This window comes from Sulfitobacter sp. 1A15299 (assembly GCF_043556915.1).
In the GTDB taxonomy this organism is placed as follows: domain Bacteria; phylum Pseudomonadota; class Alphaproteobacteria; order Rhodobacterales; family Rhodobacteraceae; genus Sulfitobacter.
Genome location: NZ_JBIFFJ010000001.1, coordinates 57789 through 70399 on the forward strand (window position 1 = coordinate 57789; position 12611 = coordinate 70399).

Sequence of the window (12611 nt, forward strand, 5' to 3'; positions counted from 1 at the left end):
CGCCGCCCCGCCCGCGGATCAGGTCGACGGGTAGGGCCGGACAAAGACCGGACGCTCGGGCGTCGAGGCATCGGGCTGATAGGCATAGCCGCCGCTGTCGAAATCCTGCAAACCTTCCGGGTCGTTCACCCGGTGCTGCACGATATAGCGGGCCATGGCACCGCGCGCCTTCTTGGCGAAGAAGCTGACGATCTTGGGCCCTTTGCCGTCGCCCTTATCTTCCGTGAACTGCGGGGTGATCACCCGCAGTTTCAGCGCCTTGAGGTCCACCGCGCCAAAGTATTCCTGACTGGCGCAATTCACCAGAACATCGCTGCCGGTCGCCTCGGCCTGTGCGTTCAACGCCTTTGACAGGCTGTCGCGCCAATAGTCATAGAGGGTGCCGCCGCGGCGGGTTTTCAACTTGCTGCCCATCTCCAGCCGGTAGGCTTGGATCGCGTCCAGCGGGCGCAGCACGCCGTAAAGACCCGACAGGATGCGCAGGTGATCTTGGGCATAGGTCATCTCATCGGCATCAAGGCTCGTGGCCTCCAGCCCCTGATAGGTGTCGCCGGCGAAGGCCAGCGCGGCGGGGCGGGTGACTTCGGCTGTGGGCTCAGCCTCGAACGCCTGAAAGCGGTCGCGGTTGAGGCGGGCCAGATCGTCGCTCAGCCCCATCAGGCCCTTGAGATCGCCCAAGGTGAGATTGCGCGCCCGTGTCGCCAGCCGCACGGCGTCTTCCTGAAAATCAGGCTGCGTCAGGGCGACATCGCGCTCGGCCCAATCAAGGCGTTTGGCGGGGGAAATAACGACGAGCATGGCAGTCTCCTTGGGGCGTTTCGGGGTGATCTAGCCCGCGTCGCGCAGAACGTCCAGAAAGGCGGGGCCAAAGCGTTCGGCGCGTTTGTCGCCGAGCAATCGTTCGATGGCCGAAGGGTCCGCGCTGCGCAGTTGCGCCACTTTCGCCAGCATCGCGGCAGAGCAACTCAGCGGCTTTTCGGTGCCCTGCGCGCCGCGCGCCAGATCGGCCTGCACCTGCAAGAGTTGGTCATAGACATTGCCCGCCTCACGCCCCGCCAACTTGCGCCGCGCCTTATGCATCGGCTGCGCCTCCCCGTTGATGACTTCGAGGAAGGCCGCACCGTAATTTTCCAGCTTCTTGGCCCCCACCCCGCCGATCCGCGCCATGGCGTCGAGGTCGGCAGGCCGCGCCTCGGCCATCTCGATCAACGTCCGGTCGGTGAAGATGATATAGGCGGGCACGCGCGCCGCCTCGGCCAGCGCACGGCGCTTGGCCTTGAGCGCCGACAGGAGCGGCGCGTCCTCGTCGCTGACCATGGCCTTGACCGCAGGCCGCCGGTTCGCGCCCGCCGCCTTGATCGTATCACGGCGCAGGTTGATGCTGGCCTCGCCGCGCAGGATCGGCAGGGCCGCGTCGGTCATGCGCAGGGCGCCGTGGCGTTCGGCGTCGGGGCGCACGAGGTCATGGCCCATCATCTGCCGGAACACCGCCTGCCATTCGTTGCGGCTGTATTCGCCGCCGACGCCGTAGGTCGGCAGCGATTGATGCCCGCGCTGGCGGATCTTGTCGGTCTCGTTGCCCAGAAGGATGTCGATCAGATGGCCCGCGCCGAACCATTCGTCGGTGCGCAGCATGGCCGAGAGCGCCTTGCGCACCGCCGTGGTGCCGTCGAAAACCTCCGCCGGGGTATCGCAGAGATCGCAACGCCCGCAGGTCACCTCGGCCTCGTCGAAATAGCCCAGCAGCGTCTTGCGGCGGCACTCCAGCGCCTCGGCCAACCCCAGCAGCGCGTTGAGCCGTCCGTGATCGGCGGCGCGGCGTTCGGGCGGGGCCAGCCCCTCGTCGATCTGGGATCGGCGCAGGCGGATGTCGTCGGGGCCGAAAAGTGTCAGCGTCTCGGCCGGGGCCCCGTCGCGCCCGGCGCGGCCGATTTCTTGATAGTAAGCCTCGATCGACTTGGGCAGATCGGCATGGGCGACCCAGCGGATGTCAGGCTTATCGACCCCCATGCCGAAGGCCACGGTGGCGCAGACGATCAGCCCGTCCTCCTGCTGGAAGCGGCGCTCGGCGATGCGGCGGTCCTCGGCCTCCATCCCGCCGTGGTAATGCAGCGCCTCCTGCCCCTGATCGCGCAGGGCTTTGGCCAGCCCCTCGGTCTTGGCCCTTGTGCCGCAATAGACGATGCCCGATTGGCCGCGCCGCGCTCCGGCGAAGGCGAGGATCTGGTCGCGCGGCTTGTTCTTGGCGGCAAAGGCGAGATGGATGTTGGGCCGGTCGAAACCGCGCAGGAAGGCGCGCGGCGGGGTGCCGTCAAACAGCTTTTCCACGATCTCGGCCTGCGTTTCGGCGTCCGCCGTGGCGGTGAAGGCCGCGAGCGGTACGTCGAGCGTGCGGCGCAGCTCACCAATGCGCAGGTAGTCCGGGCGGAAGTCATGGCCCCATTGGCTTACGCAATGCGCCTCGTCCACGGCGATGAGGGTGACGCCAACGCGCCGCAGCATCCCCATGGCAGAGCCTGCCGCGAGCCGTTCCGGCGCCATGTAGAGCAGTTTGAGCGTGCCCGCCTCAAGCGCCTCCCAGACCGCATCGGTCTCTTCGGGCGTGTTGCCGGAGGTCAGCGCCCCTGCCGCCACGCCTGCTTCCTGCAGGCTGCGGACCTGATCGCGCATCAGGGCAATCAGCGGCGAGATGACCACCGTCACCCCGTCGCGCATCAGGGCAGGCAGTTGGAAACACAGGGATTTGCCGCCGCCCGTGGGCATGATGGCCAGCACGTTCTCGCCCTCGGTCACGGCCTCGACAATCTCTTGTTGGCCGGGGCGGAACCCGTCGAAACCAAATACATCACGAAGAAGCGTGGCAGCGCCTGTCATGGAGAACCTGTAAGATTGTCTGCTCTTTTTATGCAGACTCCCACACTAACAAAGCGTGAACAAGGCCAGATAGGCGCGACATCGGCGCGCGGGCGGGCCGGGGGGGGGGACAGGTCAGTAGAAGGCCGCTGCGTTATTGGTCAGTACGATCCGCGCCATGGCGACGGCGATCAACACGATCAGGGGGGCGAGGTCCAGACCGCCCATCGGAGGGATCACATTGCGCACGCGGCTATAGACCGGCTCGAGAATGCGGTTCAGCCCGTCCCAGATCTGCGCCACCAGCGGTTGGCGCAGGTTCAGCACCTGAAAGTTGATCAACCAAGACATGATGACATGGGCGATGACGATGAACCAAACGATGTTCAAAAGCAGCATCAGGATCTGAAACAGCGACGTCATGGAATATCCCCTTGGTTTGACGCAAGACAGTTAAGCGCCCCGCCCTCAAAGGGCAAGAGTGCCGCGACGTATATGCTTGACCGCGCAGCGCTTCCGCCGCAGATCCGCGGCGTCACGACAAAGGAAAGCCCCATGTTCCCGATCATCCGCATGGTCAAAGACGTCATCGTCGCCGCGCGGCAGGCGCCGCTGGACAATCTGACCGACACCCATGTCAGCCACCACATCTGCTGGCCGCATGACCTCGATATCTGGATGGAGTTGAACAACGGGCGGGCGCTGTCGCTTTATGATCTGGGTCGCACCGCCATGGCGCAGCGGGCCGGGCTGATCACGCTGCTGCGGCAAAACAAATGGGCGATCACCATCGCAGGCTCCAGCACGCGGTTCCGCCGCCGCATCCGCATGTTCGAGAAGTTTGAGATGCGCAGCCGGACCCTGTGTTGGGACGACAAATTTATCTATCTAGAGCAATCCATGTGGAAGAAGAACGGCGACTGCGCGAGCCATGTGCTCTACCGTTCCGCCGTGACAGATCGCAATGGGCTGATCCCGCCGGAAAAGGTCTTGCAAGCGATGGGGCGGCGGCAAGCTTCGCCTCAGATGCCGAGCTGGGTGGCCGAATGGATCCGCGCCGATGCGCACCGCCCCTGGCCGCCGATGCAGGACGCGGCAGCGGCCCCCGGAGCGGCAGGGCCGCTTTCGGCCTGAGCCGACCGCCCTCCCCTGCCTCACCCCCGCCCTTACTGACGCTTGCGCCTTGCGCCCCGCCCTGCTCTAACTTGAAAAAAGCAGGCCGCGAGGGGGCGCAACATGGCACAGACAGGCGGGCGCAAGCGCATCTGGGGATGGTATTTCTTTGACTGGGCCAGCCAGCCCTACAATACCCTGCTTCTGACCTTTATCTTCGGCCCCTATTTTGCCCAGACCGCGACCAATGCGCTGGTCGAAGGCGGGATGGAGCTTGGCGCCGCCAAAGCCCAAGCGCAGGCATACTGGGGCTATGGTCTGGCGCTGGCGGGCGTCGCGATTGCGGTGCTGGCCCCGATCTTGGGCGCGGTGGCGGATTCCTCGGGGCGGCGGATGCCTTGGATCTGGCTCTTCTCGGCTATGTATGTGGTCGGCGCGGGCGCGCTGTGGTGGACGGCTCCGGCAAATTTCTCTCTGCTTTGGGCGCTGTTCTTCTTCGGCATCGGCCTGATCGGGATGGAGTTCGCGACGATCTTTACCAATGCCTATCTGCCCGAACTGCACCCCGACCCGGGTGAACGCGGGCGCATTTCCGGCGATGGCTGGGCCTTTGGCTATGCGGGCGGGGTGCTGGCGCTGATCGCGATGATCGCCCTGTTTCAAAGTGGCGCGAATGGGCGGACCATGGCGGGGCTGACGCCGCTTTTCGGGCTGGACCCGGCAACAAAGGCCGACACCCGGTTCGTCGGGCCGCTTGCGGCGATCTGGTACGCGGTCTTTATGATCCCCTTCTTTCTTTATGTGCGCGACAGGCCAAGACCCGGTGCCGTGCGGTATCGCGTGGGCGCGGGCCTTGCGGATCTGGCGCGCACCCTGCGGGGCTTGCCGAAGCATCCGTCGCTCCTGGCCTATCTCGGCTCGTCGATGTTCTACCGCGACGCGCTGAACGGGATGTATACCTTTGGCGGGGTCTATGCGCTTGGCGTGCTGGACTGGTCGATCCAAGAGATTGGCATCTTTGGCATCCTCGCCGCCATCTCGGGCGCGGTGTTCTGCGTGTTGGGCGGGCGGATCGACCGGCGGATCGGGCCGATGCCTGTGATCGTGGCCTGCTGCGTCATCCTCATCGCCACCGCCTGCCTGATCATCTCTCTGGGGCCGAATTCGGTCATGGGCGTTTCTTTGCCTGAGGGGTCTGCCCTGCCCGATATCCTCTTCTACGTCGCCGGTGCCTCCATCGGGGCGGCGGGCGGGGCGCTTCAGGCGTCATCGCGTAACATGCTGACACGGCAAGGAAACCCTGAGCGTATGACCGAGGCTTTTGGCCTTTACGCGTTGTCGGGCAAGGCCACCTCGTTCCTCGCGCCGGCGCTGATTGCCCTGAGCAGCGACCTCACCGGCAGCCAACGGCTGGGGATCACCCCCGTCGTGGGGCTTTTCATCGTCGGTTTGATCCTGTTAGCCTGGGTCAAACCCAAGGGAGATTTCGCCACATGACGCTGCTTCGCACCCTGACCTCCGTGGCGCTGGCCTTTGCGCTTGCCTCTTGCGGGGGCGGCCGGACCGAGACCGACATCAGCGGTGAGAAGGTCGCCCTGCCGACCATCGGCTCTTCGGGCGGCGCCTTGAGCACGGTTGCCGCCAAGCGGCTTTTCGGGGCCAAGAGCTTTGCCTCAACGCAGTCTCCCGCGGCTTTCGGCAGCTACTCCAAAGGCTGCCTTGCCGGGGCCGAGCAATTGCCCGAGACGGGGCCGACATGGCAGGCCATGCGCCTGTCGCGCAACCGCTACTGGGCCCATCCCGAGATGGTCGACATGGTCAAGAAACTCAGCCGCAAGGCGGCACAGCAGCCGGGTTGGGAAGGCATCTATGTCGGCGATATGAGCCAGCCGCGCGGCGGGCCGATGCTGACCGGTCACGCCAGCCACCAGATCGGGCTGGATGCCGACATCTGGATGCTGCCGCCCAAATCCCTGAACCTTAGCCGGGCGCAGCGCGAGAACATCTCGTCGATCTCCATGCGCCGGGCCAGCGGAGCCTATGTCAATTCCTCCTGGACCCCTGCGCATCACGAGGTGATCAAGGCCGCGGCCCAAGACCCCCGCACCGCGCGTATCTTCGTCTTCCCCGGCGCCAAGGTGCAGATGTGCGCCGATGAGAAAGGCGACCGCAGCTATCTGCGCAAAATCCGGCCTTGGTACGGGCACCACTACCATTTCCACATCCGTATTGCCTGCCCCAAGGGCGCGCGCGGCTGTGTGGATCAAGCCCCGCCCCCGCCCGGTGACGGCTGCGCCGATGCGCGCCAGTGGCAGGCCAATATCCTGAACCCGCCAAAGCCCGATCCGAATGCGCCCAAAGTCAAACCGAAGCCCAAGCGCGACATTCTGCTTGCGGACCTGCCTGCCCAATGCAACGCCGTTTTGAACGCAAACTGATCCGCGCCTGCCTCCCGTTCTTCCTGCTCATCGCCTGCGTGGCCCCCGCCGCGCAGACAGGGCCGGTGGTGCAGGTGGACAGCGTGCTGACATGGCACCATCCTGCGCCGTGGTTCGGCGGCTTTTCCGGGGTCGAGGTGAATGCCGATGGCACCCGCCTCACGGCGGTGTCGGACCGGGGCCGCGTGGTGCAAGCGCGCATGCTGCGCGAGGCGGGGCGTCTGGTGGCGCTTGAAGTTGAGGAGAATGCTCCGCTGAAAGGGGCCGACCGCAAGCCCCTGCGCGATAAGATGCGCGATGCCGAAGCGCTGGCGCGTGACGGCAGCGGGCAACTCTACGTCTCGTTCGAGCACGACCACCATGTCGCGCGGCTGTCGCCCGAGAGCGGCGTCACCACCCCGCTGCCCAGACATGACGACTTTGCCAAGTTCGAGCCGAACGCGGGGATGGAGACTTTGGCCGCCCACCCCGATGGGCGGCTCTTTGCGACTCCCGAAGGCGGCGGCCCGGGCTCGGGTGATTTCCCGCTCTATGCCTTTGACGGCAACAGTTGGACGATCACCGCAGAGATCCCGCGCCGGGGGCCGTTCCTGCCGGTAGATGCCGATTTTGCCGAGGACGGCACGCTTTACCTGCTGGAGCGGACGATCACCCCACTGGGCTTTCGCAGCCGCATCCGCCGCTTCAACCTCACCGCGCCCGGGCTTGGCGAAGAGACGCTACTGACCTCCGGCCCCGGTCAATATGACAACCTCGAAGCGCTCAGCACGTGGCAGGATGCGGCGGGGCAAACCCGGCTGACCCTGCTGTCGGACGACAATTTCTTTGTCATGCAACGCAATGAGGTGGTCGAGCTGATCCTTGCCAAACCGGGTTCCGAGGGCTAAAGCCGTCCGGTCTGCGATCCCCGCAGGCCAAGTCGCCGCACCCTTGCACAAAACGGTTCACATATGACACGCACCTATCTTCCCGGCATTCTTGCCATGGCCGCCATCGTCGTGGCCTCGAATATCCTTGTTCAGTTCCTCTTTGGCCAATGGCTGACTTGGGGGGCTTTCACCTATCCGCTGGCCTTCCTCGTCACCGATGTGATGAACCGTCTCTACGGCGCCTCTGCCGCGCGCCGGGTCGTTTTGGTGGGCTTCGTCGTGGGCCTGATCTGCTCGCTCATTGGCACGCAGATCATGGGCGAATTCGGCCCGCTTGTGACGATCCGCATCGCAGTCGCTTCGGGCACCGCCTTCCTCGTCGCGCAGCTGTTGGACGTGACGATCTTCAACCGGTTCCGCGAGGGCGCATGGTGGCGCGCGCCTTTGATCAGCACGCTGATCAGCAGCGCGATCGACACGGCGCTGTTTTTCTCCATCGCCTTTTCGGCCAGCCTGTCGTTCATTCACCCCGCCACCGATGTGGCTTGGGCGGGCGAGACGCTGCCGCTTTTGGGTGCCGGTCCGCTCGCGCCGCTTTGGGTCTCGCTCGCCGTGGCGGATTGGTCGGTCAAACTGGCCATCGCGTTGATCGCGCTGATCCCCTTCCGGCTGCTGACCGCACGGCTGACCGCCCGCGCATGATACCGGCGCAGGGGGCCGCCCCCTGCCGCCGCACCCCTCCTAAAAAAACGCTTTGCGAATTTCAAAACCTGTGCAACGCTCAGGGTGAGTTCAACAAATGTAAAGGAGGTGATCCAGTGTCAAGAAAGGTATTGGAGCGAGGTGTCGGAACAGCCAGCGGGGTTTCCTGCTAGGGCAGCCCCTGGCAATGCAACCACCTGGTGGACGTCGGTCTAACCGACCCCCCTCCTGAAACCATTCGATTGGGCCGCTCCGCAAGGGGCGGCCCATTTCGCATTCCCCCTTCACCCTCACCGCGAGGGCTGGCATGTTGCGGGGCAAGGAGAGCCCATGCTGCATATCAACGATGACATCGCCATTCAGGATTGGGAGCTGACGGAAAGCTTCATGCGCGCCTCCGGCCCCGGCGGGCAGAATGTGAACAAGGTCTCCTCGGCGGTGGAATTGAGGTTCGAGGCCGCCACCTCGCCCTCCCTGCCGCAACCGGTCAAGAACCGGCTGCGCCGTCTGGCCGGACGGCGCTGGACGACCGAAGGCGCATTGGTGCTGCAATGTGACGAGACCCGCAGTCAGGCCCGCAACCGCGAGTTGGTGCGCGAGCGTCTGGCCGAGTTGGTCCGCCGCGCCCTCACCCCGCCGAAACGCCGCATCGCCACCCGCCCGACGCTGGGGTCGAAAAAGCGCCGCCTCAAGGCCAAGAAGGTGCGCGGCGAAGTCAAGGCGATGCGCGGTAAGGTCGATCCCGACGGTTAAGGATCAGCCGCGCCGCAGCAGGTAGATATCCATGATCCAGCCATGCGCCGCGCGGGCGGCGGCACGGGTGGCGATGATGTCTTCGGCGACCTCGGCCAGCGGGCCGTGGCGGATGATCTCTTCGGCCATGCCGACATAGGCGCCCCACCAGATCGTCACCCCCGCAGGCGGCAAGGTCTGAAAGGCGCAATCACCATCGAGCATGATCACCAGCGTATCGACCCCTTCGGGCCAACCGTGATCGCGCAGTTGCCGCCCGGTAGTCACTAGGAAGGGCGCGCCGATTTCATTCAGCGGGATCGCATGGGCCGCCGTCAGACCTTGTAATGAGGTGATGCCGGGGATCACGGCGATGCGCGGCGCAGGTTCCAGCCGCGCGGCGATGCGCAGGGTGCTGTCATAAAGCGACGGGTCGCCCCAGACCAGCAGCGCCACCCGCCGGGCGGTCGGATGCTGGGCCATCGCCCCGCGCCACGCCTCGGCAATCGCATCGTGCCAGTGGTCGACGCGCGCCCGGTAATCTTCGATCGCCGGGTCACGCACGGGCAGATCGAAGCCGACGATCTGCACCGCCTCATTGGTCAACACCTCGTCGCAGATGCTCCGCCGCAGCCCCGCCAGATCATCCTTGCCCGCGCCCTTTTGCGGGATCAGGATCAGGTCTTGCGCATTCATCGCCCGGATCGCTTGCAGCGTCAGATGCTCAGGGTTTCCGGTGCCGATGCCAATCAAAGTAAGTTCAAGCGCGCTCATCCCGGTATCCTTGCAATCGCTTTCAGCCGCAGCCCGCCGAGCACCCTCGCATCGGGGAATGTGCCATCCGGCGACGCGCGGTAGAGCACCACGAAACGGCGCAGGTCATCCATATCCGCCTCGGTGATCTCTCCAAACAGATAGGCCACCTTGCCTGGCGCGCGAAACGCCACCGTCTGCGCCCGCGTGCAGCCTGACATACAGTCGATGCCTTCGACCTCCACCTCGGACAGACCCGCGCGGACCACGTCCAGAAAGCCGCCATCGGCAGTGCAGGAGGTGCAGACGAACGCCTTCACGTCTCGAACTCGGCCAATGGTCCGTAAAAGATCAGCGCGGGCGTGGTGCTGCTGGTACTCTCCAGATGGCGCGCCAGCGTTTCGATCGTGAAGCGCTGCACCTTCTCCGCCGGGGTCGAAACCGCCTCGGCCAGCAGCGCGGGCGTGGTGCCGGGCAGCCCGTGTTCGATCAAGCGCGCGGCGAGGCCCGCAAAGGTGCGTTTGCCCATATAGACCACGGTGGTCGCCATCGGATCGGCCAAGGCGGCCATGTTCACGTCGCGCGGCAGTTCGCCGGTCACATCCGCGCCGGTGATGAATTGCACGCGCCGCGCGGTCATGCGGCGGGTCAGCGGGATGCCCGCGGTGGCGGCGGCGGCAGAGGCAGCAGTCACGCCCGGCACGATCTCGAAAGGGATATCCGCCGCGCGCAGGGCGATGATCTCTTCCTCCAGCCGTCCGAACATGCCGCTGTCGCCGGATTTCAACCGCACGACCTTCAGCCCGGCCTCAGCATGATCGACCAGCACGCGGCTCACATGGTCTTGCTTGGGCGAGGCGCGCCCGGCCCGTTTGCCGACCCCGATCAGGTCCGCATCGGGCCGCGCGTGCTCCAAAATCGGGCCCGCGCTGAGGTCATCGAAGAGCACCACATCCGCCGCTTGCAACCGCGCCACGGCCTTGACGGTCAAAAGCTCCGGGTCGCCGGGGCCAGAGGAGACGAAGGAAACAAAGCCCGCCATCACAGCGCCGCGATCATGTGAAAGAACGTGCCCGTGGCACGCCCGCCCCCGGCGAAATCACGGACCGAGCCGGTCTCGGGCACCTCAAGGTCATTGGCGTCTGTGATCCGCGCCAGAGGGGCATCCGGCTCGGCAAGGATCGTGGCATAGTGGAACTCATGCCCCCGCAGTTCGGCCCGCGCCGAATGGCCGGGGATCGGCGCGTTGAGATCGGCCTGACGGTAGCCCAGATGCATCTTGCGCTTGGCGAAAGAGGTCTCCAACCCCAGAAGCCCCGCCATCTCATGCCGGGCGCCTTCCTTGTCGATGAGCCCCGCGCCCATCGCCATATAGCCCCCGCATTCGCCGTGCACGGGGCGGGTCTCGGCAAAGGCGCGCAGCCCGTCGCGGAAGTGCGCGGCGGCGGCGAGCCTGCCGGCGTGAAGTTCAGGGTAGCCGCCCGGCAACCAGCAGCAATCGGCGCTGGCGTCTGGCGCTTCATCGGCAAGCGGGGAAAAGGGCAGAACCTCTGCCCCCGCCGCGCGCCATCCGGCCAAAAGATGCGGATAGACAAAAGCGAAAGCGTTGTCCTGCGCCAGCGCGATGCGCTGTCCGGGCGGGGTGATCTGCGCCGGAGCGGGCGGGTTCTGCAACGTGCCCCGCGCGGCGTCCCGCAGGGCGGGAACATCGACATGGGCCGCGACGAAGGCCGCCGCCTGCCCCAACAGATCGGGCAGGTTTTCCTGCTCCCCGGCCTGCACCAGCCCGAGGTGACGCTCGGGCATTTCGATCTCGACCCGGCGCGGCAGCGCGCCGAAGACTTTGATCCCGACAGCCTCCATCCCCGCGCGCACCAGCGTCTCATGCCGGGGGGAGGCGACGCGGTTCAACACCACGCCCGCCAGTTCCACATCGGGCCGCATCTCGCGAAAGCCGAGCGCTGTGGCCGCCACCGATTGCGCCGCTCCCGACACGTCGAGCACCAGCACTACCGGCCAGCCCAGCAGCGCCGCGATATCAGCGCTGGCGCCATTGCCACAAGCCCCAGGTTTGGCCACCCCGTCAAACAGCCCCATCGACCCTTCGCCGAGGATCAACTCGGCCCCATCGGCATTGCCGACCAGCCCTTCGATCCGCGCGCGGTCCATCGACCAACTGTCGAGGTTGAAAGACGCCCGCCCCGAGGCCGCCGTGTGAAAGGCCGGGTCGATGTAATCGGGGCCGCTTTTGAACGGCTGCACCGCGACACCTTCGGCGCGCAGCGCGGCCAGCAGCCCTAGCATCAAGGTTGTCTTGCCGGTGCCGGAGGCCGGGGCGGAGATCAGCAGGCCGGGGGGGATCATGAAGAAGTCTCCGGAAAGCGCGGCGCGGCCCCGACGGGGCGGAAGCGGCGGTCGTAATCGGCGGCGTAAAGGCGGCTCTCGCCGAAATCCTCGGCCCCGATGGCATGGCCCACGAGGATCAGCGCGGTGCGGGCCATTTCCTCGCCCACTTCGGTGCGCAGGGTCGCAAGTGTCGCCTTGACGATGCGCTGATCGGGCCAGCTCGCACGCCAGACCACGGCGACGGGGCAATCGGCGCCGTAATGCGGGGTCAGTTCTTCGACGACCTTATCGAGCACATGCACGGACAGGTGGATGGCGAGTGTCGCCCCGGAGCGGGCGAAATTGGCCAGCGTCTCGCCTTCGGGCATCGCCGTGGCGCGGCCCGAGGTCCGGGTCAGGATCACCGATTGCGCCACGCCCGGCAGGGTCAGCTCGGCCCCCAGTTCCGCGGCGGCGGCGGCAAAGGACGGCACCCCCGGCGTCACGTCATAGGCGATGCCCATCTCGCGCAGGCGGCGCAGCTGTTCGCCCATCGCCGACCAGACCGACAGGTCGCCCGAATGCAGCCGCGCCACGTCATGGCCCGCGGCATCGGCGGCGGCGATTTCCTCCATGATGTCATCCAGCGACAGCCGCGCGGTGTTGACGATCCGCGCCCCCTCGGGGCAGTGGCTCAGCAAGGCCTCGGGCACCAGCGATCCGGCATAGAGACAGACCGGGCAGGCCGCGATCAGGTCGCGCCCGCGCAGGGTGATGAGATCCGCCGCCCCCGGCCCGGCCCCGATGAAATGTACAGTCACGGTAT

Annotated in this window: 14 protein-coding genes; 6 read left to right on the forward strand and 8 right to left on the reverse strand. The window is 66.0% G+C overall.

Annotated features, from left to right (window positions below; translation table 11 throughout):
• Positions 1-18 precede the first annotated feature (18 nt).
• The 3 genes from yaaA to ACGYK7_RS00270 form a co-directional block, all read right to left on the reverse strand.
• Complete coding sequence (yaaA, locus tag ACGYK7_RS00260) at positions 19-798, reverse strand: peroxide stress protein YaaA (protein WP_394397923.1); 780 nt, start codon at positions 796-798, stop codon at positions 19-21.
• Positions 799-828: 30 nt separating this feature from the next.
• Complete coding sequence (gene recQ / locus ACGYK7_RS00265; RefSeq protein WP_394397925.1) at positions 829-2874, reverse strand: DNA helicase RecQ; 2046 nt, start codon at positions 2872-2874, stop codon at positions 829-831.
• Between the two features lie 114 nt (positions 2875-2988).
• On the reverse strand, positions 2989-3276 hold the full coding sequence (locus ACGYK7_RS00270) for a YggT family protein (RefSeq protein ID WP_067267829.1): 288 nt from the start codon (positions 3274-3276) through the stop codon (positions 2989-2991).
• Positions 3277-3408: 132 nt separating this feature from the next.
• Here ACGYK7_RS00270 and ACGYK7_RS00275 point away from each other — a divergent pair, with 132 nt between their 5' ends.
• The 6 genes from ACGYK7_RS00275 to arfB all read left to right on the forward strand — a co-directional run bounded on the left by ACGYK7_RS00275 (position 3409) and on the right by arfB (position 8728).
• On the forward strand, positions 3409-3987 hold the full coding sequence (locus tag ACGYK7_RS00275; RefSeq protein WP_394397927.1) for an acyl-CoA thioesterase: 579 nt from the start codon (positions 3409-3411) through the stop codon (positions 3985-3987).
• A 102-nt stretch (positions 3988-4089) separates the two neighbouring features.
• A complete protein-coding gene (locus tag ACGYK7_RS00280) occupies positions 4090-5463 on the forward strand; it encodes an MFS transporter (RefSeq protein WP_394397929.1) in 1374 nt (457 codons plus the stop codon).
• Positions 5460-6404, forward strand: coding sequence for a penicillin-insensitive murein endopeptidase (gene mepA, locus ACGYK7_RS00285; protein ID WP_394397931.1), 945 nt, complete (start codon positions 5460-5462; stop codon positions 6402-6404). Before ACGYK7_RS00280 ends, mepA begins: the two co-directional genes overlap by 4 nt.
• Positions 6377-7291: an esterase-like activity of phytase family protein gene (locus ACGYK7_RS00290; protein WP_394397933.1), complete on the forward strand. Its 915-nt coding sequence runs from the start codon at positions 6377-6379 to the stop codon at positions 7289-7291. The genes mepA and ACGYK7_RS00290 overlap by 28 nt, the downstream gene beginning before the upstream one ends.
• 63 nt (positions 7292-7354) lie before the next feature.
• Entirely contained in the window at positions 7355-7975 is a 621-nt protein-coding gene (locus tag ACGYK7_RS00295) for a queuosine precursor transporter (protein ID WP_394397935.1), read from the forward strand.
• A 330-nt stretch (positions 7976-8305) separates the two neighbouring features.
• Positions 8306-8728, forward strand: coding sequence for an alternative ribosome rescue aminoacyl-tRNA hydrolase ArfB (gene arfB, locus ACGYK7_RS00300; protein ID WP_394397937.1), 423 nt, complete (start codon positions 8306-8308; stop codon positions 8726-8728).
• 3 nt (positions 8729-8731) lie between these two features.
• Here the strand turns inward: arfB and cobF are convergent, their stop codons facing one another.
• The 5 genes from cobF to cobM are packed head-to-tail and all read right to left on the reverse strand — an operon-like array spanning position 8732 to position 12606.
• Positions 8732-9481 carry a precorrin-6A synthase (deacetylating) gene (gene cobF / locus ACGYK7_RS00305; protein WP_394397939.1) on the reverse strand — a complete coding sequence of 250 codons (750 nt, stop codon included), beginning with the start codon at positions 9479-9481 and terminating at the stop codon, positions 8732-8734.
• Complete coding sequence (locus ACGYK7_RS00310; protein WP_394397941.1) at positions 9478-9780, reverse strand: DUF1636 family protein; 303 nt, start codon at positions 9778-9780, stop codon at positions 9478-9480. The genes cobF and ACGYK7_RS00310 overlap by 4 nt, the downstream gene beginning before the upstream one ends.
• Complete coding sequence (gene cobA / locus ACGYK7_RS00315; protein WP_394397943.1) at positions 9777-10502, reverse strand: uroporphyrinogen-III C-methyltransferase; 726 nt, start codon at positions 10500-10502, stop codon at positions 9777-9779. The genes ACGYK7_RS00310 and cobA overlap by 4 nt, the downstream gene beginning before the upstream one ends.
• Positions 10502-11824 carry a cobyrinate a,c-diamide synthase gene (locus tag ACGYK7_RS00320; protein ID WP_394397945.1) on the reverse strand — a complete coding sequence of 441 codons (1323 nt, stop codon included), beginning with the start codon at positions 11822-11824 and terminating at the stop codon, positions 10502-10504. Before ACGYK7_RS00320 ends, cobA begins: the two co-directional genes overlap by 1 nt.
• Positions 11821-12606, reverse strand: coding sequence for a precorrin-4 C(11)-methyltransferase (cobM, locus tag ACGYK7_RS00325; RefSeq protein ID WP_394397947.1), 786 nt, complete (start codon positions 12604-12606; stop codon positions 11821-11823). The genes ACGYK7_RS00320 and cobM overlap by 4 nt, the downstream gene beginning before the upstream one ends.
• Between the last annotated feature and the right edge of the window lie 5 nt (positions 12607-12611).

Coding starts and splice junctions, on each gene's coding strand:
- yaaA (WP_394397923.1), bottom strand. CDS start 798: ATGCTCGTCGTTATTTCCCCCGCCAAACGCCTTGATTGGGCCGAGCGC.
- recQ (WP_394397925.1), bottom strand. CDS start 2,874: ATGACAGGCGCTGCCACGCTTCTTCGTGATGTATTTGGTTTCGACGGG.
- ACGYK7_RS00270 (WP_067267829.1), bottom strand. CDS start 3,276: ATGACGTCGCTGTTTCAGATCCTGATGCTGCTTTTGAACATCGTTTGG.
- ACGYK7_RS00275 (WP_394397927.1), top strand. CDS start 3,409: ATGTTCCCGATCATCCGCATGGTCAAAGACGTCATCGTCGCCGCGCGG.
- ACGYK7_RS00280 (WP_394397929.1), top strand. CDS start 4,090: ATGGCACAGACAGGCGGGCGCAAGCGCATCTGGGGATGGTATTTCTTT.
- mepA (WP_394397931.1), top strand. CDS start 5,460: ATGACGCTGCTTCGCACCCTGACCTCCGTGGCGCTGGCCTTTGCGCTT.
- ACGYK7_RS00290 (WP_394397933.1), top strand. CDS start 6,377: ATGCAACGCCGTTTTGAACGCAAACTGATCCGCGCCTGCCTCCCGTTC.
- ACGYK7_RS00295 (WP_394397935.1), top strand. CDS start 7,355: ATGACACGCACCTATCTTCCCGGCATTCTTGCCATGGCCGCCATCGTC.
- arfB (WP_394397937.1), top strand. CDS start 8,306: ATGCTGCATATCAACGATGACATCGCCATTCAGGATTGGGAGCTGACG.
- cobF (WP_394397939.1), bottom strand. CDS start 9,481: ATGAGCGCGCTTGAACTTACTTTGATTGGCATCGGCACCGGAAACCCT.
- cobA (WP_394397943.1), bottom strand. CDS start 10,502: ATGGCGGGCTTTGTTTCCTTCGTCTCCTCTGGCCCCGGCGACCCGGAG.
- ACGYK7_RS00320 (WP_394397945.1), bottom strand. CDS start 11,824: ATGATCCCCCCCGGCCTGCTGATCTCCGCCCCGGCCTCCGGCACCGGC.